The sequence below is a fragment of the Capsulimonas sp. genome, assembly GCF_039929585.1.
Lineage (GTDB): Bacteria > Armatimonadota > Armatimonadia > Armatimonadales > Capsulimonadaceae > Capsulimonas.
On the sequence record NZ_JBDSQY010000235.1, the window covers coordinates 1 to 24,275 of the forward strand.

Annotated in this window: 23 protein-coding genes; 16 read left to right on the forward strand and 7 right to left on the reverse strand. The window is 59.7% G+C overall.

What is annotated here, in order from left to right; genetic code table 11:
• Positions 1-575: 575 nt before the first annotated feature.
• Genes ABIZ35_RS17785 through ABIZ35_RS17795 form a run of 3 tightly spaced genes read left to right on the forward strand, consistent with a single transcriptional unit; the run spans position 576 to position 3,197 of the window.
• The gene (locus tag ABIZ35_RS17785; RefSeq protein ID WP_348221256.1) at positions 576-1,625 is read left to right on the forward strand and encodes a hypothetical protein; all 1,050 of its coding nucleotides are present in this window, start codon (positions 576-578) and stop codon (positions 1,623-1,625) included.
• A 9-nt stretch (positions 1,626-1,634) separates the two neighbouring features.
• Positions 1,635-2,147 carry a hypothetical protein gene (locus ABIZ35_RS17790; protein ID WP_348221257.1) on the forward strand — a complete coding sequence of 171 codons (513 nt, stop codon included), beginning with the start codon at positions 1,635-1,637 and terminating at the stop codon, positions 2,145-2,147.
• Between the two features lie 45 nt (positions 2,148-2,192).
• The gene (locus ABIZ35_RS17795; RefSeq protein WP_348221258.1) at positions 2,193-3,197 is read left to right on the forward strand and encodes a Gfo/Idh/MocA family oxidoreductase; all 1,005 of its coding nucleotides are present in this window, start codon (positions 2,193-2,195) and stop codon (positions 3,195-3,197) included.
• Between the two features lie 145 nt (positions 3,198-3,342).
• Here ABIZ35_RS17795 and ABIZ35_RS17800 read toward each other — a convergent pair whose 3' ends face one another.
• Positions 3,343-4,185 (reverse strand): RNA methyltransferase, encoded by an 843-nt coding sequence (locus ABIZ35_RS17800; protein WP_348221259.1) that lies wholly within the window; start codon positions 4,183-4,185, stop codon positions 3,343-3,345.
• Between the two features lie 303 nt (positions 4,186-4,488).
• Between ABIZ35_RS17800 and ABIZ35_RS17805 the strand changes: the two genes are divergently transcribed.
• From ABIZ35_RS17805 to ABIZ35_RS17825, 5 genes are all read left to right on the forward strand, one after another.
• Complete coding sequence (locus ABIZ35_RS17805; RefSeq protein ID WP_348221260.1) at positions 4,489-6,327, forward strand: methyl-accepting chemotaxis protein; 1,839 nt, start codon at positions 4,489-4,491, stop codon at positions 6,325-6,327.
• Positions 6,327-6,983: a redoxin family protein gene (locus ABIZ35_RS17810; protein WP_348221261.1), complete on the forward strand. Its 657-nt coding sequence runs from the start codon at positions 6,327-6,329 to the stop codon at positions 6,981-6,983. The genes ABIZ35_RS17805 and ABIZ35_RS17810 overlap by 1 nt, the downstream gene beginning before the upstream one ends.
• A gap of 69 nt (positions 6,984-7,052) precedes the next feature.
• Positions 7,053-8,282, forward strand: a complete 1,230-nt coding sequence (gene tyrS, locus ABIZ35_RS17815) for a tyrosine--tRNA ligase (RefSeq protein WP_348221262.1) — start codon at positions 7,053-7,055, stop codon at positions 8,280-8,282.
• Positions 8,283-8,321: 39 nt separating this feature from the next.
• Positions 8,322-8,945, forward strand: a complete 624-nt coding sequence (locus tag ABIZ35_RS17820; RefSeq protein ID WP_348221263.1) for a sigma-70 family RNA polymerase sigma factor — start codon at positions 8,322-8,324, stop codon at positions 8,943-8,945.
• A complete protein-coding gene (locus ABIZ35_RS17825) occupies positions 8,938-9,222 on the forward strand; it encodes a zf-HC2 domain-containing protein (RefSeq protein ID WP_348221264.1) in 285 nt (94 codons plus the stop codon). Before ABIZ35_RS17820 ends, ABIZ35_RS17825 begins: the two co-directional genes overlap by 8 nt.
• An 87-nt stretch (positions 9,223-9,309) precedes the next feature.
• Here ABIZ35_RS17825 and ABIZ35_RS17830 read toward each other — a convergent pair whose 3' ends face one another.
• The 3 genes from ABIZ35_RS17830 to ABIZ35_RS17840 form a co-directional block, all read right to left on the reverse strand.
• The gene (locus ABIZ35_RS17830; RefSeq protein WP_348221265.1) at positions 9,310-9,846 is read right to left on the reverse strand and encodes a single-stranded DNA-binding protein; all 537 of its coding nucleotides are present in this window, start codon (positions 9,844-9,846) and stop codon (positions 9,310-9,312) included.
• 66 nt (positions 9,847-9,912) lie between these two features.
• Positions 9,913-10,437, reverse strand: a complete 525-nt coding sequence (gene rpsF, locus ABIZ35_RS17835; protein WP_348221266.1) for a 30S ribosomal protein S6 — start codon at positions 10,435-10,437, stop codon at positions 9,913-9,915.
• 172 nt (positions 10,438-10,609) lie between these two features.
• Positions 10,610-12,115, reverse strand: a complete 1,506-nt coding sequence (locus ABIZ35_RS17840) for a carboxypeptidase M32 (RefSeq protein ID WP_348221267.1) — start codon at positions 12,113-12,115, stop codon at positions 10,610-10,612.
• Between the two features lie 158 nt (positions 12,116-12,273).
• Here ABIZ35_RS17840 and ABIZ35_RS17845 point away from each other — a divergent pair, with 158 nt between their 5' ends.
• Positions 12,274-13,530, forward strand: a complete 1,257-nt coding sequence (locus ABIZ35_RS17845; RefSeq protein WP_348221268.1) for a PHP domain-containing protein — start codon at positions 12,274-12,276, stop codon at positions 13,528-13,530.
• A 214-nt stretch (positions 13,531-13,744) separates the two neighbouring features.
• Here ABIZ35_RS17845 and ABIZ35_RS17850 read toward each other — a convergent pair whose 3' ends face one another.
• The gene (locus ABIZ35_RS17850; protein WP_348221269.1) at positions 13,745-14,479 is read right to left on the reverse strand and encodes a hypothetical protein; all 735 of its coding nucleotides are present in this window, start codon (positions 14,477-14,479) and stop codon (positions 13,745-13,747) included.
• A gap of 267 nt (positions 14,480-14,746) precedes the next feature.
• On the opposite strand from ABIZ35_RS17850, the gene ABIZ35_RS17855 reads away from it, so the two are divergent.
• From ABIZ35_RS17855 to ABIZ35_RS17885, 7 genes are all read left to right on the forward strand, one after another.
• Entirely contained in the window at positions 14,747-16,369 is a 1,623-nt protein-coding gene (locus ABIZ35_RS17855) for a porin (protein WP_348221270.1), read from the forward strand.
• A gap of 91 nt (positions 16,370-16,460) precedes the next feature.
• On the forward strand, positions 16,461-17,459 hold the full coding sequence (gene pstS, locus ABIZ35_RS17860) for a phosphate ABC transporter substrate-binding protein PstS (protein WP_348221271.1): 999 nt from the start codon (positions 16,461-16,463) through the stop codon (positions 17,457-17,459).
• 102 nt (positions 17,460-17,561) lie between these two features.
• Complete coding sequence (pstC, locus tag ABIZ35_RS17865) at positions 17,562-18,596, forward strand: phosphate ABC transporter permease subunit PstC (RefSeq protein WP_348221272.1); 1,035 nt, start codon at positions 17,562-17,564, stop codon at positions 18,594-18,596.
• Positions 18,586-19,506, forward strand: a complete 921-nt coding sequence (gene pstA / locus ABIZ35_RS17870; protein ID WP_348221273.1) for a phosphate ABC transporter permease PstA — start codon at positions 18,586-18,588, stop codon at positions 19,504-19,506. The genes pstC and pstA overlap by 11 nt, the downstream gene beginning before the upstream one ends.
• A gap of 2 nt (positions 19,507-19,508) precedes the next feature.
• Positions 19,509-20,360 carry a phosphate ABC transporter ATP-binding protein PstB gene (pstB, locus tag ABIZ35_RS17875; RefSeq protein WP_348221274.1) on the forward strand — a complete coding sequence of 284 codons (852 nt, stop codon included), beginning with the start codon at positions 19,509-19,511 and terminating at the stop codon, positions 20,358-20,360.
• Between the two features lie 101 nt (positions 20,361-20,461).
• Complete coding sequence (mutY, locus tag ABIZ35_RS17880; protein ID WP_348221275.1) at positions 20,462-21,595, forward strand: A/G-specific adenine glycosylase; 1,134 nt, start codon at positions 20,462-20,464, stop codon at positions 21,593-21,595.
• A 14-nt stretch (positions 21,596-21,609) separates the two neighbouring features.
• On the forward strand, positions 21,610-22,041 hold the full coding sequence (locus tag ABIZ35_RS17885; protein ID WP_348221276.1) for a (deoxy)nucleoside triphosphate pyrophosphohydrolase: 432 nt from the start codon (positions 21,610-21,612) through the stop codon (positions 22,039-22,041).
• A gap of 189 nt (positions 22,042-22,230) precedes the next feature.
• Here ABIZ35_RS17885 and ftcD read toward each other — a convergent pair whose 3' ends face one another.
• Together ftcD and ABIZ35_RS17895 are read right to left on the reverse strand one after the other, a co-directional pair.
• Entirely contained in the window at positions 22,231-23,097 is an 867-nt protein-coding gene (gene ftcD / locus ABIZ35_RS17890; RefSeq protein WP_348221277.1) for a glutamate formimidoyltransferase, read from the reverse strand.
• A complete protein-coding gene (locus ABIZ35_RS17895) occupies positions 23,094-24,068 on the reverse strand; it encodes an aldo/keto reductase (RefSeq protein WP_348221278.1) in 975 nt (324 codons plus the stop codon). Before ABIZ35_RS17895 ends, ftcD begins: the two co-directional genes overlap by 4 nt.
• Positions 24,069-24,275 lie beyond the last annotated feature (207 nt).

The following is a 24,275-nucleotide window of genomic DNA, read 5'->3' on the forward strand; positions in this document are numbered from 1 at the left end:
CCCCGCGACTACGTCCTCAAGACCCTCAGTAAATTCCTTATCGTCTGCCATCTAGGGTGAACCTTCCTCGCTGAAAATTTGTTGCGGCCGGGGCGCGCGCCGCTCACGCGGCGCGCCGGGGCGTGCGCCGGGCCGAGAGCACCATATTCTACCAGTTTTACAAACCGAAGTCAAACATGTCTCTGGGCGGAACCATGTGTTTCCTTGATGTGAAATTGTGGGTGGCTCAGCAGGCTTGAGAAACGTCTGTCGCTCATGTCCCACAGCAAAAGCAATGGTCTAATCAGGGGTAAGACAGCTGAAGCAGGCTGCGGAGTCAGGAATGGCGTTTGTCATAATCCGCCAGTCGGCTTGAGCCGCCTTCCCCTTGATTAGACCACTGCTTTAGCTGTGGGACATGAGCGACAAAACGCGCTCGCTTGTGAATAAAATCGCACGTCCAAATGCAGGAAATGCGGCGGCCGTTCGGTAATTTAAGATCGCTGTGCGTGGCGGCGAACCTTCCGGCTGTCCGCTGCGTCTTAAGGTTGATCCGCTCGCTTGACAGGATCCCTTATTCACAGCAGGAGAACCCTATGAAGTCCCGCTCCCTCGCCGCTTTTGTCTCCATCGCCGCCCCAGTTGTTTTGATCTCTGCGGCCCTGACCACGCGTCCTCTGCCGGCCGCCGAAAAAGCGCCCGAAGCCGCCGGTGGCGCTCAGGGCGCGACACAGTGGAAGTCGCTTTACGCCGAGAAGTGTTCTGCCTGCCACAATCTGCCCAAGCCCGAGGAAAAGGCGATGACGCGCGGGGAATGGCAGCGGACGGTCAATCGGATGCTGACCAAATACAAAGCCAGCGACTCGATTTCGCCCACGGAGGCCGCGCATATCGTGGACTATCTGGCGACCTTCGCGCCCAAGCCCGGCGGAAACTCAGCCGACCCCTGGGGCGTCGATCGCGCCGATGTCTGGGGCTCCGTTCCCAGCGCCACGCGCGTTCTGAACTTCGAAGGAACGGCGCCCATGTCCGCCGTCAACCCGGTCGGCGCCGGGACGGTCTCCAAGTGGCGTGTCGTCGCGGACAGCCAGTCGCCGAACGGCGGCGCCGTCCAGGTCTCCTCCATCGGAGCCAAACCGGGCAAGTTCGCCCTTCTCGCCGCACAGGGAACGTCGGGCCGCGATGTGGATGTGCGCGTCCGCTTCAAGATCGTCAGCGGCAAGAGCAGCCCGGCCGTCGGCGTGGCCTTCGGCGTTCTGGACCCGACCCATTACTCCGTGCTTCGCTACGATCAGGCGCACAACGATCTCGCCTTAATTTTAATCAATGGAGACGTTCACACGACGCTGCAAAAAACGATCCTTTCGGGCGAGCCCACTCCGACGGCGCCGCAGCCCGGAAAGCCGGCGCCTGCCCCCGCGCCCTCCCTTGCGATTGCGCAGAACCAGTGGCATACATTGCGCGTGTCCGTCCGGGACGGCCAGGTGCGCGGCTGGATCGACATGAACAAGCGGCTCGCCGCACAGGACGAGGGATACAAAGGCGGCAAAGTTGCGCTCTGGTCCCAGGGCGACACGACAGCTTCCTTCGATGACTGGACAATCGACGTTTACGATGCGTCGCCGGCGGCAAAACCGGCGTCTTAACTCTCAATTATGACCATTCCGACTGCTATCAACGAAGCGCCGAACGGGCCGGTCCAGCTCTTGACTGACTCCAAAAAAGAGAAGTTCCGGCTCGACTACAATGGCGCATCTATCTTCCAGGGCTCCGTCAAGGTGCGCCGCGCCGACGCCGACCTGTCGCTCAAGGACGCCAACGTGCGCCTTTTCGTCCTGTCAAAATACGACGGCTGGGATGTCGTTACCCAGACGATTCGCGTCGGCGTCATCGGCGCCCTGGACGGCGATTTGATCCTTCTCAAAGGCGTCCTTCCGGAAACCCTCGGAGGAATGCTGTGTCGCTCCGAAGAACCTGCCACTCCCCCCGAACCCGTGGAGACCGATGCGACAGCATTCTATTGTATCGACCACGATTGGCTGCTTTCGGTGGACGAGGGGGCCGTAGGGGCGTTCGTCACGGCGCCCAGCGGCAAGACAAAGATGGAATTCGTGGGCGATATCGTTTTGAGGTTTCGGCCCTGGTATGGGGCGCGGCACTGTCGATAGGTCTCTAATCTGCACAACTCAACTCAAGGAGACAAACATTTGGCGATGAAGGCGTTGTTGGTCGGCGCGGGCGGCATGGGGCGCGCCTGGGGCCGGAATTTAGTCGAACATGGCGATGTGGAGCTGGCGGGATGGGTGGATATCAACGCGTCTGCTGCGGCGGAAGCTGCGGAGCAATTGCGCTTAACGTCAGCTTTCACCGGCGACGATCTCGTCAAAGCCATCTCAGAAGTAAAACCGGACTTCATCGTGGACGTGACAATCCCCGAGGCGCACCGCGATGTTACTCTGACGGCGCTCGCGGCGGGCGTTCCCGTTTTAGGAGAAAAGCCGATGGCGGCGTCCATGGAGCAGGCGCGCGAGATGGTCGCAGCGTCCGAAGCAAGCGGCAAGCTCTATATGGTCAGCCAGAGCCGTCGCTATGACGCCCGTCTCCACGCCTTTCGTCAGCTTATCGTCGAACAAGCCGGCGGCGAGCTGGGTGTTTTGAACTCCGACTTCTACATCGGCGCGCACTTCGGCGGATTTCGCGACGAAATGCCTAGCCCCTTAGTACTGGATATGGCGATCCATACGTTTGACGCCGCCCGCTATCTGAGCGGCGCCGATCCTGTCGCCGTGTACTGTGAAGAATTCAACCCTGGATGGAGCTGGTACAAAGGTGACGCCTGCGCCACCGCGATCTTTGAAATGACCGGCGGCCTTCGCTACACCTATCGCGGCAGCTGGTGCAGCGAGGGCGCCGCAACAAGCTGGGAAGGCGAATGGCGCGCAGTCGGCCCGCACGGAACGGCGATCTGGGACGGCGAGCACGCTCCCAGCGCGGACATCGTCGTGGAAGCCGCCGGCTTCTTCTCCAAGACGGAGTCACTCCAATCTGAGGTCGATCAGAACTACGCCGGAGGTATTGCCGGCTCGCTGCGGAATTTTTTGCACGCGCTGCGCACCGGCGAGACGCCGATGGGCGAGTGCCACGACAACATCAAGAGTCTGGGAATGGTGTTTGGGGCGATGGAGTCGGCGCGGACGGGGCAAAGAGTGCGGCTGTGAAGAGTTCGGTCGCCGTTCCGGGTTCTACCCACCCCGGCCTTCGGCCACCCCTCCCGCGACGGGAAGGGACGCCCCCTGGCCCCAAGGGGTGTAAGAACTCAAATACGATTGCGTAGCAAAACCAAAACTTCGTCACGACACTAATCTATGGTCTGCTCCCCCTGTGTGGAGCGGGTGGCGTCTTGCCCTTCCCGCTGCGGGAGGGGTGGCCCGAAGGGCCGGGGTGGGTAGTACGCGCCGTTGTCTGATAACCCCGCTGCCGTAATATCTCAAACGCAAAGATCGCCGCTGCGGCCGCCGTGCCCAGGGAATGGGCGGTGGCGCGAGCGTAGGGGATTTCTAATTGCATATCGGCGCGGTCTTGGAATGAGCGCGTCACGCCGCGCTTTTCTCCGCCGATGAGCAGAAACAAGGGCCGGGTCAAGTCGTTTTCGTAGAGAGGCCGTGAGCCGGGGCCGTCACCGGCGCAGGCGATTAAGTAACCGGCGGCTTTGAATGCATTGGCGGCGTCTTCGGCGGTTTCAGCAATCGCCGTTGGAATCAGCTCCGAAGCGCCTGCCGAGGCGCGGGCGACGATGCCCGCCGCGCTCATCCAGTTTCTCGGACGAACCACCAGACCGCTCGCGCCCGCCGCATATAGCGAACGGATCGATGCGGCGAAGTTGAACGGGTCTTCCACGCCGTCAATCATCACACACCACCCACGTTTGTCACCACTCGAAATCAAATCCTCTAGAGGCGCAAATCGGCGTTCGCCCACGCTGGCGATGACGCCGCCATGTGTCTTGCCGGTGACATAGGCGTCCAGCGCCTCTTCGGTCGTGCGTTTGAAGGGAATGCCGATCCGCTGGGCGTCCTGCTCCAGACGCCGAATGTTGGGATCGTTTTTGCCTTCACGGATGGCGATGAAGTGAATAGGGCGGCTGCCTGAGCGAAGCGCTGCTGCGACAGAGATGGCGCCTTCTAAAATTGCGTTTTCGGTTTCCATGGTTATGCGATCTTTGCGCGGATGAGGGGTAGGGGCAGTTTACCTGATTTTGGCGAAAAACAAAAAAAGCGCCGCGATCTTTCGATCGCGGCGTAAAGTTGGGGATGAGCAATGGAAGGTCATAACAACCTTAAGCCACGACCCTATTATGCCGCCCGGTTGTTAAGTGAACATTAAGCGCGGATTAAGTTTCCATTAAGCACTGCGATTCAAGCAAACGAGCCATTATGCCGATAATCCCTTCAGAGCAGTCTATAAACGCGCTCTCAATTTTTGATTAGCGCAGAGAATAGAAGGATAAATATGGCGTCGACACACACTCCCCAGCAGAAGACGTTCCAAATCGTGGAGGCAGAGCAGCGAATGGACCGCTTGCTCATCAACCTCTTGTGGGGTCACTTCGTCGTCGCTCTTTTTCTGAGCGGGTGGTATCACACGATGGCGGCGGCGCTGATGATCGGGCTGCCCGCCGTCCTGGTTCCGTTTTTCCTCTCTCGCGTTTGCCCTGGCGCAGTCGTCACGCGATGCTGCATTGGCGTTGCTCTTATGATCTACTCGGCGCTGTTTATCCAGCAAACGCACGGATTGTCGGAGATGCATTTTCACATCTTCAGCGCGCTCGCATTTTTGCTCGCGTATCGTGACTGGCGGCCGATTGTCGCGGCGGCGGGCGCAGTCGCCATCCACCATGTCGCCTTCGCAATCTGCCAAACGGTGGGGCTGCCGATTTATGTTTACAGCGGTGAAAGCATCGGAATTATTCTGAGAACGGCGATCCATGCGTCGTTCGTCGTTTTTGAGACGAGCGTGCTGGTCGTGCTGGCCGTCGATATGCGGCGGGAATGGCGCGTGGCCGAACAGCTTGGCGATATCGCGCGAACGCTTGGGGACGGGCGGCTGGCGCAGAACAACCTGACCGTGCGTCTGACGGGCGCTGTCGACGGCCCGCTGGCGGGCGTGCGGCAGTCCGTGAACACCATGCTGGAGCGTGTGTCGGACACAGTGCGCGCCACACGGCGAGATGTGGACTTAATGGTGGCGCGCGCCGCGGAGACTGTAGGGGCGGCGGCGGGCGTGAGGACTGGCGGAGAAGCCATCCAGCAGTCCGTGCAGGGTGTCGCCGACGGCGCGCGAAATCAGGCGCGTTTGGCGGAAGAAGCCTGTCGCGAAATCCTGGAAGCCGCCGCGATGGCGGGAGATATCTCGTCGGAAGCCGCAATTCAGACAGAGCAAACGCAGGCGATGATGCAATCGGTGCTCGATCTTTGCGCCCAGGCGGCTTCGGTGAATGAGGCGACGGCCGAGGAAGTGACGGCGGCGCAGGCGGCCCAGGTGTCGGCGGATCGTGCGGTCGCCGTGGTGCGCGCCAGCGCCGATCTGACCAAGGCGGCGGTTGAGAAGGTCGCGGAGAAACTGGACCAGCTTGGAGCAGGCTCCGTCGGGATCGGTCAATTCGCGGAAACGATCGGTCATATCTCCTCACAAACAAACCTCCTCGCCCTGAACGCCGCAATTGAAGCGGCCCGCGCTGGCGAACATGGACGCGGTTTCGCCGTGGTCGCCGAGGAAGTGCGCAAACTGGCGGACCAATCGGCGCAGGCCGCCCGGCAGATCGATGAACTTGTCGGCAATATGACGCGTGAGATCGCCGATGTTCTGATTGTCACCTCAAGAAATGCCGGGCATGACAGCGACTTCGACCGCGTCCTTGCGATGGCCGTGGAAGTCGTGGAAGCGGGCGAGACGACTTCGGAGCTGGCCTCGCGGATCCGGGAGCTGGCTTTGCGCAACAAGAGCGCGACGGAGCGGATCGATATTGGCGGCAAGGGCCTCTCAGCCAGCATCGATCAGCTTCACCGTCAGTTCGCCGCCCACAACGAAGCGGCCGCGCGCATGGTGGGGCAGGTCGAAGGAACCAGCGCAACGATCCGGGAGATCGCCCGGATCGGCGGAGAAGCAAGCGACGCGGCTCAGCATGTCGGGCTGATCGTCGGCGAGCAGCTGCACACGCTCGGCCATGTTTCTTCCATCGCGCGACTCGTTTCCGAGGCCGCCGTCGAGACGAGCGCTTCGCTGCGCCAGTTCCAGGTCGATGAGGAAGAGGAAAGCGCCCAGCCGAATGCGCGCTTGAAAGCGGCTTGATGAACTCACTCGCGATCAAAACTCGGCGTTCCTGGCTTATCGGCGGCGTGATCGGCGCCTGGGCTGTGGGAACTGGCGGCGCCTTTTGGAGCTTAGAGGCTCAGTATTTGCGTCCCGTCGCGCGCCCCCGCGGCGCGGCGGTCGCCCAGCCGGACCTAAGACCAAAGCCGCCCATCACGTTTCTGACAACGACCAAGGGGATCGTGGATTTGAACTCCCCCGGGGGCGTCACGGTCCTGAACTTCTGGAACGCGCATTGCCCTTGTTCCCGTTACATGGAAGCGCATGTCTCCCAGCTACAAAAACAATACGAAGCGCAGGGGGTTCGGTTCGTCACCATCGTCGAAGGCGATGCTGGCCTGGACAGCTCGGAAGACTTAATCGCGGCCTGGCGTGGGCGCGGCGGCGGAGAGGCGGCGGCCGATCCCGATGGCCGGATTGCACGTTCCTTCGGCGTCTGGGCGGCGCCCGCTGCGGCGATCGTAGATCGCTCCGGTCATATGTCTTATGTGGGCGCTTATAACGCCGCCCGATTCTGCGACGATCCTCAAACGGCCTGGGCCGCGCAGGCGCTCGACGCCGTTGTGCGTGGGGCAAAGCCCACACGCGCCAAATCCCTCTTTTTCGGATGCCAGATCCTTTCGCGGCCTCGCTGACGTGGGAACGCCTGCTCGTCCGCTTCCTCGAATTGACTTCTTTTCCGCGCATGTGCTAGACTTACTGCCATGACGCTTGATATTGACCAGCAGATCGAACGGATCTCACGCGGCGCCACCGAAGTTCTCCCGCTTGCCGAGCTGAAGGCGAAATTGAAACGCTCCATCAGCGAAAATCGCCCTCTGCAAGTCAAATTGGGACTGGACCCGACGGCCCCGGACATACACATCGGAAACGCGGTCGTTCTCCGAAAGCTGCGCCAGTTTCAGGACATGGGCCACGAAGTTACGGTGATCATCGGAGATTTCACTGCGACGATCGGCGACCCCACCGGAAAGTCCGAAACACGCAAGCAGCTGACGCAGGAAGAAGTCGCCGCGAACGCTAAGACTTATGCCGATCAGTACCATAAAATACTAGATCCGGCGAAGACGCGCGTCGTCTTCAACAGCGAGTGGCTAGGGAAGCTCGGTCTCTATGAGATAGTGACCCTGCTCGCCAAAACGACCGTGGCGCGCATTCTGGAGCGCGATGATTTCGACAAGCGCTTCCGTTCCGGCCTGCCGATCCACACGCATGAGATGCTGTATCCGATCTGCCAGGGCTACGACTCGGTCTATCTGAAGAGTGATATCGAAATCGGCGGCACCGAGCAGCGTTTCAATATCATGATGGGCCGCGATCTTCAGCGCGAGCATGGCATTGAACCGCAGATCGCGCTGTTCATGCCCCTGCTGGTCGGCCTTGATGGCGTGGACAAGATGTCCAAGTCCAAGGGCAACGCCATCGGCATCGACGAGCCGCCGTTTGAAATGTTCGGCAAGATCATGTCTATCACCGATGAGATGATGCTGACATATTACGAGCTGTGCACCGATGTTCCGATGGACGAAGTCAAAGTTCTCACGGACAATGAGGCGACACATCCCAATCTCGCCAAAAAGCGCCTCGCTCGCGAGATCATCGCGCTTTACCATGGTTCTGAAGCGGCTCTGGCCGCCGAAGCTGAGTGGAATGGCGTTCACGTGACGAAAGATGCCGTACCTGATGACGCGCCAGAGGTCATCCTCAGTGCGGACAAGCTTGATGAGAACGGCGCTATACGGATTGCGGCTCTTGTGACGCTCTCTGGACTGGTTCCCTCGTCCGGTGAGGCGAAACGTGTCGTGCAGCAGGGTGGGGTGAGCGTCTCTGGGGAGAAGTTCTCCGATCCGGGGCAATTGGTCGCTGTGAAAACGGGCCAAGTTTTGAAGGTGGGAAAGAACCGCTTTGCGCGCTTGACGGTCGCCGCCGGTTAGTTCCCGGGCGGCCGGGCGACGCAGGAATGGATGACGGTTATGTCCGATGTGACAACACAGGCAACCCTGGACAACGATGTGGCGACGATCGCGCCGGCCAATGCGGACCTCTTCGAACAGGAGATGAACCCGCACTTGGACGCATTGTATCGCAATGCGATGCGCCTGACCGGCAACGCCAACGACGCCGAGGATCTGCTGCAGGATACGTACCTGCGCGCATTTCGCTTTTTTCATCAGTATCAGCTGGGAACTAATGCGAAGGCGTGGCTGTTCCGTATCATGAACACGGTATTTTTAAATGAGTACCGTAAAAAAGCCAGGCAGGGGGAGACCATCTCCTATGACGGCCTGGAAGATTTCTATCTCTACAACCGTCTGACGGACGATCTGGCCTCTGGGGACCGCCCGGAGATCGAGAACCCGCAGAAGGCGGTTCTGGAGAAGCTTGACATTGAGGTCATCCAGCGTGCGATTGACGCGCTGCCCATTGAGTTCCGCGAGACAGTTGCGCTCGCGACGTTGGAAGAGATGTCGTATCAAGAGATTGCGGATGCGCTGGATATTCCGGTAGGGACCGTCCGATCGCGCTTGTCGCGCGGACGCAAGCTGCTGCAGAAGGCCCTGTGGTCGTACCTCAACGGAGAAGAAACCCGTGGATGAGCAAGTGAAAAAATCCGGCGCGTGCGTCGGAATCGATATTTATTCGTGTGAGGAAGCGATCAAGCGCCTCAACGAGTATCTGGACCATCAGCTTACCGACGAAGAGCGCGTCGTCGTGATGAGGCATCTCGAAATCTGCAAGCCCTGCTTCAGCCGGTTCACGTTCGAGCAAAACTTAATCGTCTCAGTGCGCGCGAAGCTCACCAAGCTGTGCGCTCCTCAGCCGCTGCGCGATAAACTGCGCAGCCTACTGCGGACGGATGACACACTCGTCTGAGTATATCCGCAATCGGCTAACGATGAAACATACGGCAAAAAATAAACCCCTTCGCGAAAGCGAAGGGGTTTTTCTCTTGAGAACGATTTAGTTGTCCGCGAAAGGATCGTCGAACTCATCTTCCTCAGCCGGCGGCTGGTAGCGCGGCGCGGGGGCGGCGCTAGGGGCAGCTGCTGCCGGCCGGCGCGCGGGAGGCGCGGCGGCGGCTTGCGGCCTTGGCGCTGCTGCGGCGTAAGAGTCCGGCGCGCCTTCATCGGCGTAACGCGGACCGGTGCTTTCCGCGCCTTCCTTCGGCCGATCTAGAGACTTGAGGTTGTCCACGACTACTTCGGTGTCGCGCCGCTTCTGGCCGTCCTGGGTGACGTATTCACGCACCTGGAGTCGTCCTTCCACCGCGACAAGCCGTCCCTTTCCCAAATAATTCGCCGCGTATTCTGCGGATTGCCGCCAGGCGACAATGGAAATGAAGTCTGCTTGCTTTTCCTGCCCGTTCTGTCTGGCCTCCGACGACATCGGCCGGTTCACAGCCAGTCGAAACTGGGTGACGGCGATGCCGCTGGGCGTATACTTCAGCTCTGGGTCGCTGGCCAGCCGGCCGATCAATATGACGCGATTCAAGTCCATCTCTCGTAGCTCCTTTGTCGGTTCACATTACACAGGGTCAATTACTCGTACAGGGCGATGAACGGGTTAGGCCGCAGCAGCGGCTTCTTCCGTGGTTTCCGCAGCCGGGGCGGTCTCAGCGACCGGAGCGGCGACCGCTTCGGCTTCGACGACCGGAGCAGCTTCCACAACGGGAGCGGCTTCAGCAACCGGAGCAGCGGGGGCGACCGGAGCGGGAGCGGCGACCGGCGCGGGTGCGCTGGCGGCGGACTCGCCGCGCGGCTGGCGGGCGGCGCCGGGTTCGTCGATCTCTTCCGGCTTGACGATCATGTAGCGAATTTGATCTTCGCTGATCTGGAAGATACGGCGCAGTTCCTTCTCAGCATTGGCTTCGCTGGTGAAGTTCATGACGACGTAGCGTCCATCGGTGCGTCCCTTGATCTCGTAGGCGAGCTTGCGGTTTTCCCAGATGTCGATATTCTCGACGGTTCCGCCGGCGGTCTCGACAATCTGCTTGTACTTGCCGGTGATCGCGGCGATCTGCTCTTCGGTGCTGCCGGAATCAAGGATGTAAATGGCTTCGTATTTTCGCTTAACGGCGATGGATGGCATGGGTATGCCCCCTCTCTTTGGACTTGTATTTTGGTCCCACCCGTTCGCCACGGGGTAGGGCAGAGAGGAACAGAACCTGAAACGGCTCGGTTCAACAATCCCGCTATTATAGCACGCTGGGCATAGAATTACAAGGTGGACTTTACAGAGAGATCAAACTTTTGTTCGTTTTTTACAGCCCGTAAATATCCCCGTACTTCGTTTTCAGATACGTCAAGTATGGATCCGTGTCTAGAGACTTGCCCGTGATGCGCTGAAGGAGTTCGCCCGCCGTGTATTTGCGGCCCCACTGATGGATGTTCTCGCGCAGCCAGCCGAGCAGCGGCGCGAACTCGCCGCGCTCGATCTGGGCGGACACGCCGCCGAGGTCCGTATTCGCCTGCGCGAAGAGCTGAGCGGAGATAATGTTGCCAAGCGAGTAGGTGGGGAAGTAGCCAAAGCTCGCCATGGACCAGTGGACGTCTTGCAGAATGCCCTGCGCGTCGTCTGGAGGCGTCAGCCCAAAATATTCCCGCATCTTCGCGTTCCAGGCGGCGGGGGCGTCCTTGACCTCAAGTCGTCCTTCCAGAAGATCGTTCTCCATTTCAAACCGGAGCATGATGTGCAGGTTGTACGTGACTTCGTCGGCCTCGACGCGGATCAGCGATGGCTCCACTTTGTTCACGGCTCGATAAAATCGCTCGGGGGCGACATCGCCGAGGGATTCGGGAAATGTGCTTTGCAGGCTGGGATAGAAGTGTGTCCAGAAGGCGCGGCTGCGGCCGACGAGGTTTTCCCAGAGGCGCGACTGGCTCTCGTGGACGCCCAATGACGTCCCACCGCCGAGTGTATTGCCGTCGTAGCGCGGCGCTATTCCCTGTTCGTAAAGCGCGTGGCCCGTCTCATGGATCGTTCCGAAGAGCGCCATCGAAAGGAAATTCCGGTCGAAGCGGGTGGTGATGCGCACATCACCGCTCGTGAACGACGAGCAGAACGGGTGCACGGCGCGATCCTGGCGTCCGCGCTCGAAGTCGAAGCCGATCTCCTTGATCACGGCCTCGCCAAAGGCCAGCTGTTTTGCTTCGTCGAAATCGCGCTTGATGACGGAATCGTCCACTGCGTTCGGTCCGCGCTCCACAATGGCCTTGACCAGCGCAACCGAAGTCGGCTTGATGGCGTCGAACATCGCGCGCACATCGGCGGCTTTCATGCCCGGCTCATACTGGTCCAGCAGCGCGTCATAGCGCTCGCCCGTATGGCCAAGATGGTCCGCCACCTGTCGCTCCAGGTCCACGATCTTTTCCAGCCAGGGCGCGAACTTCGAATAGTTGCTTTCCGCGCGCGCCTCCGCCCAGCTTTCATGCGCCAGCGCCGAGACACGGGCGATTTCCGAGACTAATACCGTCGGAAGTTTCGCCGAATGATCGAAGTCTCGACGGGCGATCCGCACGAACGCCGCCTCATCGGAATCCGGGTCCAAGCTCTCCACGGATTTTTCCGCCGCCTTCAGCAGCCGCTCCGTCTCCGATGAAACGGACATCTCATGGGTGATTTTCGAGAGCACTTCCAGCTGCACGGCTCGGTTCGCCGCGCCGCCCGCAGGCATGTGCGTCTGATGGTCCCACTCCAAAATCCCCGCCGCCGAAGCCAGGGCGCTCACTTCGCCCAGACGCTTTTTCAAATCCTCAAATTCCTGCATAGTTCATCCTTCCCCGACGGCGCCGCCGTTCCAAACCAAGAATAGTTTTCATTATAGCGCTCAATTATCAAAAGACCCTTTATTGTCGCAATCGCCGGTTCGTGCTACAATAATAACCGTCGTCTCGGCGGCAATCCAAGTACGGGAGACGTATCCTTTTGATTAAGTGGTCGCGCGTGCGACTTTACCTTTCGATCCTTTCCTGCGAAGGCCTCTTCGCGACAGGAATTGAGCGGCTTCAATTTTCCGAGAATCCGACCGACGAACAGGCGGCGGCGATCAAGAAAGTCAAACAGCGACGGGACGCGCCGCTCTACGACTACGCCGGCGCCATGCACGTCCATTCGACTTACAGTGACGGCGCCGGTACGGTCGAAGATGTCGCGGCGGCGGCCAACGAAGCAGGCCTGGACTTCGTGCTCCTCTGCGATCACTCCAACCTCGACGCCATTACGAATGGCGACGACGGCTGGCGTGGCAAGACCCTCGTGCTGGTCGGCACGGAAGTGACGACCGATACCGGGCATCTGCTGGCTCTTGATGTCCCGCCGTCCTTTTTGCCCGTGACCCTGGAAGCGCCTCAGACCCAGCGAGAGATCATGGGGCAGGGGGGAATTAGCCTCATCGCGCTTCCCTGCGACTTGAAAGATCACTGGCGTGACTTCGACAAGCGCATTCCAGGGACAGGTCTGGAAGTCTTCAATCTCAGCGCCATCGCGCGCACCAAGATCAACCTGCCGGGTCTAGCCATGATCTGGCGGCGCTACAACGGCCCCGAACGGGACAAGGCGTTTCATCTGGTATCGGCAAGGCCGGACCGGGAAATCGCGTGCTGGGATTCGCAAATCCAGCCTAAAAGCGGCGAGCGGCGGTATCAGCCCGTGGTCGGCATCGCCTCGCTGGACGCCCACGCAGTCATGAAGTTCGCCGGCAAGACCTACCCGTTCCCCACCTACGCCGAGATCTTCCGCACGCTGCGCACGCATGTGATCACAGAGTCGCCGATGAGCGCCAAAGATGACGCCGCGAAATCCAAGGCGCTCGTACACGACGCCATCCGGCGCGGCCGCTGCTATATGTCGTACGACAACTACGGCGACGCTTCGGGATTTCGTTACTACGCCTTGGAAAGCTTGGATGCGCCTGTGTCGTCAGCCCTGATGGGCGATGAGATCGAGGCGGGAGAAGACAAAGTTCTGATCTGCCGGGCGCCGCACAACCGAAGTATCATCCGTCTTTTCCGGGACGGCAAATTGGTGCGAACGATTCTTTCAGGAACGCTCGTCCACTCGGCGGCGCAGCCCGGCTCGTACCGTGTCGAAGTCTATAGCTATAAGTATCGATTTGGAGAGTTTTGCGCCGGCGTCAAACCGTGGATCTTCAGCAATCCGATCTATGTGCAGCCGACGGCGTAGTTAAATCGGTGGCCCTATTCTCCACAGCTAAAGCAATGATCTAGTCAGGGGGAAGGCGGCTCAAGCCGACTGCCGGATTATGGCGATGGCCATTCCTAAATTCCGGAGCCTGCTTCAGCTGGCTTGCCCCTGATTAGACCACTGCTTTAGCTGTGGGAGGGAATCAGGAAGGGGCGTCCAATCATTTGGACGCCTTTTTCATGCCGTCTTGCGTTTACAGCGATACGCGCACATCGGTGACTTTCGCAGTGTCGTTAAAGTCGTTGTTTCGCAGCGTGAAGATCAGATCTTTGAGTTGTGTGTCTTCCGGGACGCTGAAGAGGATCGGGAATATCGTTCCCGCGCCGGGCAGCAGCGACTTGCTTTGCGCCTGCCCGCCTACCAAATCATAACCGAACGGCTCATAAGACTCGCCCTTCGTGTCCGTAAGGGCGTTTTTTACGCCGTTTTTGGCGAGCCAGAATGTCTGCGGGGTTTTCTGGCCATTCGCCATTCGGCATTCGATTACCACTAGCTTGTAACCCGGCACGGCCGTAACAACGCCGGCGGTCTCGTCATTTTTGATGTTGTCGATCCCGCGAAACTGTCCAGACAATCCCGGTGTCTTTACCCGGTAGGAATCCGGCGTCTGGACGCTCTGCACTCGGAAACGCCATTGACCGTTGAAGAGAAGGTCGCCCACTTTGCCCGTGGTTGAGCCGACTTGATTGGCGCCGCCCGGCTTCTGAAGATCGTAACCCCCGGGGCGCTTCACGACCACCATGCCCAGCGCCTTCGCCACATCGCTCAGCCGAACATACTGACCGCCCCCAAGGTTTCGGACATCGGTAGAGACGACTTGACCGTTCATGGTCACCGTCGCGGCAGTCGCCGGCGGCGCTGTCATTGCAAGCGCTGCGATTAGCACCACTCCGCCCCCACGTTTGCCTTGTACTTGAAATAGGTTCATTGCCTTCTCCTTTGCACGATTGCTTCCACCAACAGACTATACCCAGCAGGCAGCAAGTCTGGGTTAAAAATTAGATGTAATGAGCATCACGTCCGGAATCTTTGTCGCAGAATTCTTGGCAGATAAGACGCTTCTTAATATTCTCTTAACATTCGCGCAGTAAACTCCCGATTGTCATTATTGTCGATCCGCGACGCGCATGCCATGCTGAAAATTTTCAAGCCCGCATGGCGATATGACGGATCACCGACATCGAGGAGGATTTGAGTGAAGCACTGGAACACCGCAGTCGCGCTGGGCGCGCTGGCAATCGGCGCTGTTGTGGCCGCCCCCGCCGCACAGGCGCAGGGAGCCACATTTCCGGACGTTCCGCAGAACCACTGGGCATATGCAGCGGTGCAGAACCTGGCGGACAAGGGCCTAGTTAAGGGTTATCCCAACGGCCAATTTTTAGGCAACCGCGCGCTGACTCGCTACGAGTTCGCCAGCGTTGTCGATCGTCTTTTGCAGACGATTGCCGATATGAAGGCCGGCGACGCGCCGACCACCACCGTCACACAGGACGATCTGAACAAGATCCAAGTCTTGGTGGATAGCTTCAAGACCGAACTGACCGCGATCCAGGCCGACGTCACCAAGGCGCAGGAAGACATTACCGCGCTGCGCGGCAACGTCGAAGACCTTCGCCAGGACGTTCTGGACACCAAGGAACTCGCGAATAAGGCGCAGGACACCGCGAACAATTCGTACGGCGTCGGCTCCAAGCGCAAATTCCAGATCAGCGGCTATATTCAGGCGCGTTACTTCGCAGCCGACGGCGCCAGCCAGTCCGGCGCGAACAACCTCCTGTTCCCGCGCGGCAAGGCCCCGGGCAGCAGCGCCTACAATGGCGACTACCTTTCCGGCTCCAATGGCGCTTCGTTCGCTGTGCGCCGCTCGCGCCTCAAGTTCACGGGCCAGCTCACACCGAACACCAAGTACGCGATCCAGTTCGATGCTTCCGGCGTCTCCAACACGGGAAGCTCCCCGGTCTCGGTGCGTGAAGGCAACTTCACCTACACCTTCGGCGACGGCAACCCCGCGACGAACCTGAGCGTGAGCGCTGGTATGTTCGCCAATCCGTTCGGGTACATCCTGCCCCTGTCGTCCGCTTCCACCATCCAGACGGAACGGCCGCTGGCCTTCAATGAAGGCGGCCAGGGACTGTTCGCCAGCCAGGACTACGATCGCGGCGTGCAGATCGCCGGCAACGCCGGGCCGATCAAGTACACGGCGGCTCTGATCAACGGAACCGGATTGACCAGCAACGATACCGATCGCAGCTTAGATCAGGTCTACCGATTGGCGTATCAGACCGGCGACAAGAAGCTGGGCGTGGGCGCTTCCTACTATAACGGCCACGTTCCGGACTTCACCAATACCGGCACGGCGTACACGTCGCGCAAGAAAGAATTGACGGGCGCGGACGTGCAGTTCGCCCCGACCGCCAATATCTTCCTGAACGGCGAATACGTGGAAGGCAAGTTCGAGCAGCGCACATTCTTCAACGGCGCCAACCAGAGCAGCCTGGCGCTGACGTCGAACGCGTTCGCTCCCGGCAACAAGGTTCAGGGCTACTACGTCCTGGGCGGCTACAACTTCAGCCCGGCCGGTTTGCACACGCTGACACTCGCGGCGAGCTACGATGAGTTCAACCGCGCCAAGAGCGGAACCGGCAGCGACAGCTCGTACACCGACAAGAACCTTGGTTTCGGCGCTCTGTACAACCTGGACAAAGCGACCCGCCTTCGCCTGTGGTACACGCACCCTGAGAAGGTTGCGCATGCCCCCGGCGCCGTCGATCCCGACAAGGTCGGCCTGTTCGTCGGCGAACTTCAAGTCAAGTTCTAACTTTACATAGAGATTAAGATAGGGCGATCACCCGGAGGGCCGCAAATGAGCGGTCCTTCGGAAGCCTTCGAAATTTAGGAGTTCTCTCTTCATGTTCTTCACGAAACTGAACAAAATCGCGGTGACGGCGCTGGCTCTGACGAGCCTTCTGTCCGTCGGCGCGCAGGCTCAGACCCTGACCGGCGCGGGCGCGACGTTCCCCGCTCCGCTTTACCAGAAGTGGTTCCAGCAGTACAAGGCCAAAACCGGCGACGAGATCAACTATCAGGCGATCGGCTCCGGCGGCGGCATCAAGGCCATCACCGCGAAATCCGTGGACTTCGGCGCGTCCGACGCCCCAATGAACGATACGGAGCTCAAGAATGCTCCGGGAATCATCCATATTCCGACTGTCGCCGGCGCCGTCGTTGTTGCTTACAACATTCCCGGCATCGGACCTGGCATTCACCTGACCCAGGATGTCATTGCCGACATCTTCCTGGGCAAGATCAGCAAATGGGACGATCCTCGCATCACCAAGCTGAGCCCAGGAACCAAGTTCCCGAGCACTTCGATCGCCCCGTTCCACCGCTCGGACGGCTCCGGCACCACGAATATCTTCACCACGTTCCTGTCTCAGGTGAGCGGCGACTGGAAAGACCAGGTCGGCGCCGGCAAGTCCGTCAAGTGGACCAAGGGCCTTGGCGGCAAGGGTAACCCGGGCGTTGCCGCTCTGATCAAGCAGACCGAAGGCGGTATCGGATACATCGAGCTGGCTTACGCTGTTCAGAACGTGATCCCGTACGCGGCGGTTCGCAACTCCAAGGGTAATTTCATCTACCCGTCCGTTGCTTCCACCACGGCGGCTGCGGAAGGCGCCACGCTCGCGTCGGACTTCCGCACGGTCATTACCAATACCAAGGCCGCGCAGGGCTACCCGATCACCGGGTTCACCTTCCTGCTGGTTTACCGCGACTCCAAGCCGGAACTGAAGAAGTTCCTGGAGTGGGCGCTGACCGACGGGCAGAGTCAGGCGGACGACCTGCTCTACGCCAAGCTGCCGGCGAGTGTTCAGAAGCGCGCCCTGGCGGCGGTTGCAACGCTCAAGTAGTCTCAATATTGTCCGCAAGCGCGAAATTACTGCGCTTGCGGACATTTTGGCGCATCCCGCGCCTCCTTATCGGATGGGAAACGATCCGACAACACGGTGGATATGACAACAACACCAATCAACGCGCCCGCCGCTTCGCCGGCGTCCCCAAAGAAGCTCGTCTTTCCCAAGGCGTCCTTCTCGATTCTCTATGGTGATCGTATCTATGCCGCGATCACCTTTTTGGCGTCTCTCAGCATCTTCGGAATCATCGTCTGGCTCGCGGTTCAGCTTTCCCAGGCCAGCGGGGCTTCGATCCATAAGTTTGGATGGAGCTACATCACGCAGTCGAATTGGGATGAAACGAAGGATATTTACGGGATCCTCCCGTATATCTTCGGCACTCTCTATTCGTCTTTCCTCGCCCTGCTAATCGCCGTGCCGATCAGCATCGGGTCCGCTGTTTTCCTTTCGGAGCTTGCGCCGAAGTGGCTGCGCACTCCCATGACGTTTTTGATCGAGCTCCTCGCGGCCATTCCCAGCGTCGTCTATGGTCTGTGGGGAATCTTCGTAATGCTGCCGTGGCTGAAAACCCACGTCATGAACCCGATCTCGCACGCCCATCCGCACAACAAGTTCGCTCTCTGGATCTTCGATGTCTTCTTTTCGGGTAATCCGTACGGACCGAGCATGCTGGCGGCGGGGCTTATCCTGTCGATCATGGTCATCCCGTTCATCACGGCCGTGACACGCGACATCCTGAAGGCGATCCCTCGTTCCCAGCGTGAAGGCTCTTATGCGCTGGGCGCCACGCAGTGGGAAACGATCAGTCAGGTCGTCTTTCCATATGCGAAATCGGGCATCGTCGGCGCGGTCATGCTCGGTCTTGGACGGGCGCTTGGCGAGACGATGGCGGTCACGATGCTGATCGGAAATCAGTCACCGGGAACGCCGACTGGCATCTCATTCTCGCTGTTCCAGCCGGGCTACACAATGGCGAGCGCCCTGGCGAACAAGTTCACCGAAGCCGCGCAAGGCATCAACACTTCGGCCCTTGCGGAGATCGGCCTTGTGCTCTTCTTCGTGACGATCGTCGTCAATATGGCGGCGCGTCTCCTGGTCTTCTACACGGCAAAGGATGTGGCTGGTGGTAAATAATACAACAACAGTCAAACCTCATCGCAGCAACGTCACGCAGCGCAAGATCGCCAACCGCATCATGCTGACGCTGTGCATGCTGGCGTCCGTCGCCGCCGTCACAGTGCTGGGACTGGTGCTGTTTTTCCTGATCTCCAAGGGCTTTTCCTCGATCAACGTCAATTTCTTCACGCAGCTCCCGAACCACGTGGACGAAAAAGCGGGCGGAATGTCGCAGTCGATTTATGGTACACTCGTCCTGTTGGGCCTGGCGTCGGTGATCGGCCTGCCGCTGGGGATACTCGGCGGCATCTATCAGCTGGAGGCGAAGGGTAAGTTCGCATCGGCCGTCCGTTTCTTCACGGACGTCCTGAACGGGATCCCCTCCATCGTCATCGGCATCTTCGTTTACGCCGTTTGGGTCGCCCCGATTGCGAAGCTGCATCCTGGAACCGGGTACTCGGCGTTCGCGGGAGGCTTTGCACTGGGGATCATGATGATCCCGACGATTATGCGCACCACGGAGGAAATCTTAAAGCTGGTGCCGTTTTCCATGCGGGAAGCGTCGCTGGGTCTGGGCGCCACTCGCTGGCGCACCATGTGGAGCGTCGTGCTTCCGAGCGCGCGTGGCGGCGTCATCACGGGCATTATGCTGGCGCTGGCGCGTATCGCAGGAGAAACGGCGCCGCTGCTATTTACGATCCTCGGCAACGAGTTCTTTGTGACGCACAAAGTCTATGGGATCAAGGTTCCCACACTGACCGCTCCGATCGATGCGCTTCCGCTTCGCATCTACAACTACGCAACGGCGGTCGATCCGGAACAGCAGCGGATGGCCTGGGCAGGAGCCGTGGTATTGATAACGCTGATCCTCGTACTGAGCATCGCCGCCCGCGCGGCGACGCGCGGTAAGGTTTTGGAAGAAAAGTAACCATGACAAACATCGCATCGCAAGACAAGCAGACCCCGCCGGCGCTGTCGCGCCCCGTGGTCAACGCTGCGGCCGCCGCCACGGCAAACCGACCGGACGCAAAGTCCAAAATCGTCGCCAAGGACGTAGACTTCTACTACGGCGATTTTCACGCTCTGAAAAAAATCAATATTGTCGTGCCAGAACATCAGGTCACGGCCTTGATCGGTCCTTCGGGATGCGGCAAGTCCACCTTCCTACGCACCCTGAACCGCATGAACGACCTGATCGACGGCACCCGCCTCACGGGCTCGATCACGCTGGACGGGGCGGATATTTACGACCGCAGTCGTGATGTCGTCGGCCTGCGCAAGACTGTCGGCATGGTCTTTCAGAAGCCCAATCCGTTCCCGATGACGATCTTCGACAACATCTGCTACGGCCCGCGCATCCACGGCATACGAAACCGCAAGCTTCTTGACGAAGTTGTTGAGCGCACCCTGCGCGGCGCGGCCCTGTGGGACGAAGTCAAGGACAAGCTGCACAAATCCGCCTTCGCGCTTTCCGGCGGACAGCAGCAGCGTCTGTGTATCGCCCGCGTTCTGGCCGTCGAGCCGGATGTCATCCTGATGGACGAGCCGTGCTCGGCCCTGGACCCGAACAGCACCTTCCGCATCGAGCAGTTGATGGAAGACCTGCGCGGCCACTACACGATCGTCATCGTCACGCACAACATGCAGCAGGCGGCCCGCGTCTCCCAGCAGACCGGCTTCTTTCTGCGCGGAGAGCTGCGCGAGTTCGACGACACGAGCACGATCTTCACCAACCCGTCGGACGAAGAAACCGAGGCTTATGTCTCGGGCCGCTTCGGCTGATCCTGGGTTCGTTTCTTATCGTCGTCAAAGACCGTGTGGGCTGAATGGCCCGCATGGTCTTTTTTTGCGTGATCGCCTACGTTTTGGGATATAATTATCTTATGGCTGTTGTACCTTTAGCCCCTCCGATCACTCCCGAACTTGCAAAGAAAATTGCGCTCGGCGAGCGCCTTCTGAGCTGGTATCAATCTCACAAACGCGATCTTCCCTGGCGACGCACGCTGGCTGGCTCCTATGGCGTGTGGATCTCCGAAATCATGCTTCAGCAGACGACTGTGGCCGCCGTCATCCCGTTTTACGAACGCTGGATGGAGCGGTTCCCCACGCTGAGCAGTCTTGCGGAAGCGCCGGTGGACGATGTGCTGCGCCTCTGGGCGGGCCTTGGCTACTACGCCCGCGCCCGGAATTTGCACCGCACGGCCCAGATCGTCACGGAGCGCCATGGCGGCGTGCTGCCTGAAGGCCCCAAAGAGATTTTAGCGCTGCCCGGCATCGGCCGCTACACGGCGGGCGCTATTCTTTCCATCGCCTACAACCGCGAAGAGCCGATCTTAGACACCAACGTGATCCGTGTTCTGTCGCGCGTTTATGAAGTCACGGGAGATCCCAAAAAGTCTGCCCATACGCAGTCGGTGCTCTGGGATTTGGCGCGCGCCGTCATTCCCGAGGGACACGCTTCGGACTTCAATCAGGCGATGATGGAGCTAGGCGCACTTGTCTGTACCCCTGTCGCTCCAAAGTGCGCGAACTGCCCGCTAAGCGCCCTCTGCGCGGCGAATCTGACCGGAGACCAGGAACGGTATCCGGAGATCGATAAGACGCGCAAATGGAAGGACGACGAGGATGTCTCGATCGCCCTTCAGAATCATCGCGGCGATTTCCTGGTGGTGCAGCGCCCGGCGGACGATCCGCTCTGGGGCGGCCTGTGGGAGCTGCCGCGTGCGCGTCGCCGTCCGGATGAGACACTGGAGCAGTGCGCCGCGCGCGCCGCGTTCGAGGCGGCCGCGCTGACCATCCCCAAAGCCGAGCTGTTCGGCAATTTGAAGCACGTGGTCGGTAACCGCCGGATCACGCTCCACGGCTATCACGCCCAGATTGCAGGCGCGAAGCCTGCGTCGGGTAGTGGGGAGTGGAAGAAGCTGGAAGATTTTTCGGGGATCGCCATGGCGACGCCGCAGGTGCGGCTGGTGACGAAGCTGAAGCTGTCTCTCGTTCAGGGCAGCTTAGACTTCTGAGAGGTAAGACCACGTTGAATATTGCAATTGCTGTGATCAAGCATCCGAAGGACGGGCGTATTCTGATTGCCCAGCGTAAGGCCGATGTCCATCTGGCCCACTTTTGGGAGTTCCCCGGCGGCAAGTGCCATCCCGGTGAAACGCTGCGGCAGGCCGTTCGCCGCGAAACCCTCGAAGAAGTGGGATTGGAAATCGACATTTTAGAAGAGTGGCCCGCGATCGTCCACGACTACCCCGGCCGCACCGTAACCCTCTATCCGTTCCTGAGCCGCGCACTGTCCGACGCCGCGCGCCCGCTTGGCAACAGTCAGATCGCCTGGGTAACGCTCGCCGAACTGCCGGATTACGACTTTCCGGAAGCTAACGCCCCCATCATCCGCCGGCTGCTGCGCACAAAGCCCTCACCCTCGGTTCCTCTCCCGGAGGAGAGGGATGTCCAGGGGTAGTGCGCCGAACGTGGCTTCGCGCCGATGGTTCGGCCCGCCCTTACCGATTTGTATGGATGTTTGGCCCCTCCGCCCCAATTCTGGGGGACCCGATTTTGGACAATGGCATTTTCCAAAATCGGGTCCCCCAGAATTGGGGCGGAGGGGCGAACTCCTAGTCCCCCAGAATTGGGGCGGAGGGGCCACTCTCTAAGGCCAATTCTCCCACAACACTTGTCCGGGCTTGATTCCTGTCGCCGCAATGGCGTCGCGGATCAGGCCAAATGCGGAAAACCCTGGCAGAGCTCCGATCACTTCGCTCTCAACGGCCTTCGTCCCGAGTTCGTCCGCGCGCTTTGCAATGTAAGAGAACAAAGTGTAAAGCGACGTTTCTTCTGGGCGCGTGATGTTGATTGAGACCTGTGTCAAAGCGCGAGACTCTAACGCGAGCCCCAGGGCGCGGACGCCCTGAAAACCGCCAGCTCCGTCCGCGCGCAGCTCGCGAGCGATTCGGCGCGCAATTCGAATATCGGATGCCCCGAGGTTTACGTTGTAGGCGATCAGTGGGCCGCGGGCGCCCACGACGACCGCGCCGGCGGTGGGGTGGGGCGTCATTGGTCCAAAGTCTGGTTTAATTTCCGAGAATGCCTCGCGCCGTACGTCGGGAAGCGTGCGATGCTGACGGGATGCGAACTCGTAGAGGAAGACGGGGAGGTCAAGCTCCCGAGCGATGTCTTCGCCAAGGCGCACGGCAAGCTCGGAGCATTGCGAAATTGTGATATCGCGGATCGGGACAAGCGGCAGCACGTCGATCGCTCCTAAGCGAGGATGCACGCCGTGGTGATCGGTAAGAGAAATATGCCGAACGGCGGCGGCCGCCGCCAGTTTCGCGGCCTTCGCCACAGGATCGGGCGGGCCGACGAACGTCACCACCATACGGTTGTGGTCGGTGTCGGCGCTCCAATCCACCAGGCGGACGCCGGGCGTGCTCGCGACGGCGTTGACAATCGCCTGCACCACTTCAGGACGGCGCCCTTCGCTGAAGTTTGGGACACACTGGATGATCGGATCGCTCACCGCCTCGTTCTCCGCTCCATTTCCGCCTTCGCGGCAAGCTGATACTCCCAGATCTCATCGTCTCGCAGCCCGAGCCACCCATCGGACGTGTCCTCGATCGCGCCGCCGATATTCTGGAAGAGGGCTTCCAGTCCGACCGGCAGTTTCACGATTTTGACGGCGGCGACATTTTCCAGCACCTGAGCGGGCTCCTGCATGGAGACAAGGATACTGTCGAACTGGCCGCTTGCCGTCAGCCACTTAAGATGCGCCTGCGCCACGGACATACCGTAGAAATTCTTGGTCATGTTGCGGTAGCGCCAGATATTAGGGAAACGCGGGAAGGGAATGTCGCCTCGCCAGGAGAATGTTTGTGCGGCGATCACATCGATCCCGCGCTCTCGGCAAAGAGGGATCAATGTTTTGCCGGCCTGCTGGTCCAAATAATTATAACGGACGATTACAAAGTCGAGTTCGACCATGCCGTTCTGAATAGCATACGCCAGAGCTTCGTAATCGCCGTAGCAAGTGACGCCTATGCATTGGATTTCCTGGGCTTCTCGCGCCTCGCGCAGCGCCCGGAAAGCGCCGGTAAGCACGGATTCCAGGTGGGTGTCCCGCCGGAAATCATACAGTGAAAAGAGATCCAGTGTACGCCCGCCGAACATTTCTTTCTTGCGCGCGATCGCTTTTTGAACGGCTTCCGCCGCGCCGTCCTCCGTGGCGGGACAGCGCGCGAGCACATCCCCGTCTGTTGTGCTGACAAGATAGGGCGAAGGATGCTGGATCGTGGCAAGCGATGCATGGAGCGAGATCGCCTCGCGTTCGTGTGCGGCGTGGAGGACGGTAATCCCGGCTTGAAGGGCGGCGTTCGCGGCCTGGGAAGGCTCCGGCGCTTCGGTCGCCGTCTCGGGGTTTAAGCGAAGACGTCGTTCGGAAAAACTGATGGGAGAAAGAGGGGTATTCGTGATTTGCTGTATTCGACTTGCCATATTGGGTGATCGTTCCACGCATAAGCCTTCGACTCCTGCCATGTCTTTGCTTGCTTGACAAAATGGCGCCAAATCATACAAGATAGTGATCACACGCCTGGAGAAAAACTATTGAAATCCCCGTACAATATCACAGCGGACGCGTCATTCACGCAGTCGGCTGTTACCGCGCTAAAAACGCAGTTTGACGAGGTCATGCGAAACCTC

What these genes read in the sequence shown, in the direction of transcription:
- pstS (WP_348221271.1), top strand. Translation starts at nt 16,461, where the DNA reads ATGTTCTTCACGAAACTGAACAAAATCGCGGTGACGGCGCTGGCTCTG.
- ABIZ35_RS17805 (WP_348221260.1), top strand. Translation starts at nt 4,489, where the DNA reads ATGGCGTCGACACACACTCCCCAGCAGAAGACGTTCCAAATCGTGGAG.
- pstB (WP_348221274.1), top strand. Translation starts at nt 19,509, where the DNA reads ATGACAAACATCGCATCGCAAGACAAGCAGACCCCGCCGGCGCTGTCG.
- ABIZ35_RS17840 (WP_348221267.1), bottom strand. Translation starts at nt 12,115, where the DNA reads ATGCAGGAATTTGAGGATTTGAAAAAGCGTCTGGGCGAAGTGAGCGCC.
- tyrS (WP_348221262.1), top strand. Translation starts at nt 7,053, where the DNA reads ATGACGCTTGATATTGACCAGCAGATCGAACGGATCTCACGCGGCGCC.
- ABIZ35_RS17810 (WP_348221261.1), top strand. Translation starts at nt 6,327, where the DNA reads ATGAACTCACTCGCGATCAAAACTCGGCGTTCCTGGCTTATCGGCGGC.
- ABIZ35_RS17785 (WP_348221256.1), top strand. Translation starts at nt 576, where the DNA reads ATGAAGTCCCGCTCCCTCGCCGCTTTTGTCTCCATCGCCGCCCCAGTT.
- mutY (WP_348221275.1), top strand. Translation starts at nt 20,462, where the DNA reads ATGGCTGTTGTACCTTTAGCCCCTCCGATCACTCCCGAACTTGCAAAG.
- ABIZ35_RS17830 (WP_348221265.1), bottom strand. Translation starts at nt 9,846, where the DNA reads ATGGACTTGAATCGCGTCATATTGATCGGCCGGCTGGCCAGCGACCCA.
- ABIZ35_RS17795 (WP_348221258.1), top strand. Translation starts at nt 2,193, where the DNA reads ATGAAGGCGTTGTTGGTCGGCGCGGGCGGCATGGGGCGCGCCTGGGGC.
- ABIZ35_RS17895 (WP_348221278.1), bottom strand. Translation starts at nt 24,068, where the DNA reads ATGGCAAGTCGAATACAGCAAATCACGAATACCCCTCTTTCTCCCATC.
- pstC (WP_348221272.1), top strand. Translation starts at nt 17,562, where the DNA reads ATGACAACAACACCAATCAACGCGCCCGCCGCTTCGCCGGCGTCCCCA.
- rpsF (WP_348221266.1), bottom strand. Translation starts at nt 10,437, where the DNA reads ATGCCATCCATCGCCGTTAAGCGAAAATACGAAGCCATTTACATCCTT.
- ABIZ35_RS17820 (WP_348221263.1), top strand. Translation starts at nt 8,322, where the DNA reads ATGTCCGATGTGACAACACAGGCAACCCTGGACAACGATGTGGCGACG.
- ABIZ35_RS17800 (WP_348221259.1), bottom strand. Translation starts at nt 4,185, where the DNA reads ATGGAAACCGAAAACGCAATTTTAGAAGGCGCCATCTCTGTCGCAGCA.
- ABIZ35_RS17790 (WP_348221257.1), top strand. Translation starts at nt 1,635, where the DNA reads ATGACCATTCCGACTGCTATCAACGAAGCGCCGAACGGGCCGGTCCAG.
- ABIZ35_RS17850 (WP_348221269.1), bottom strand. Translation starts at nt 14,479, where the DNA reads ATGAACCTATTTCAAGTACAAGGCAAACGTGGGGGCGGAGTGGTGCTA.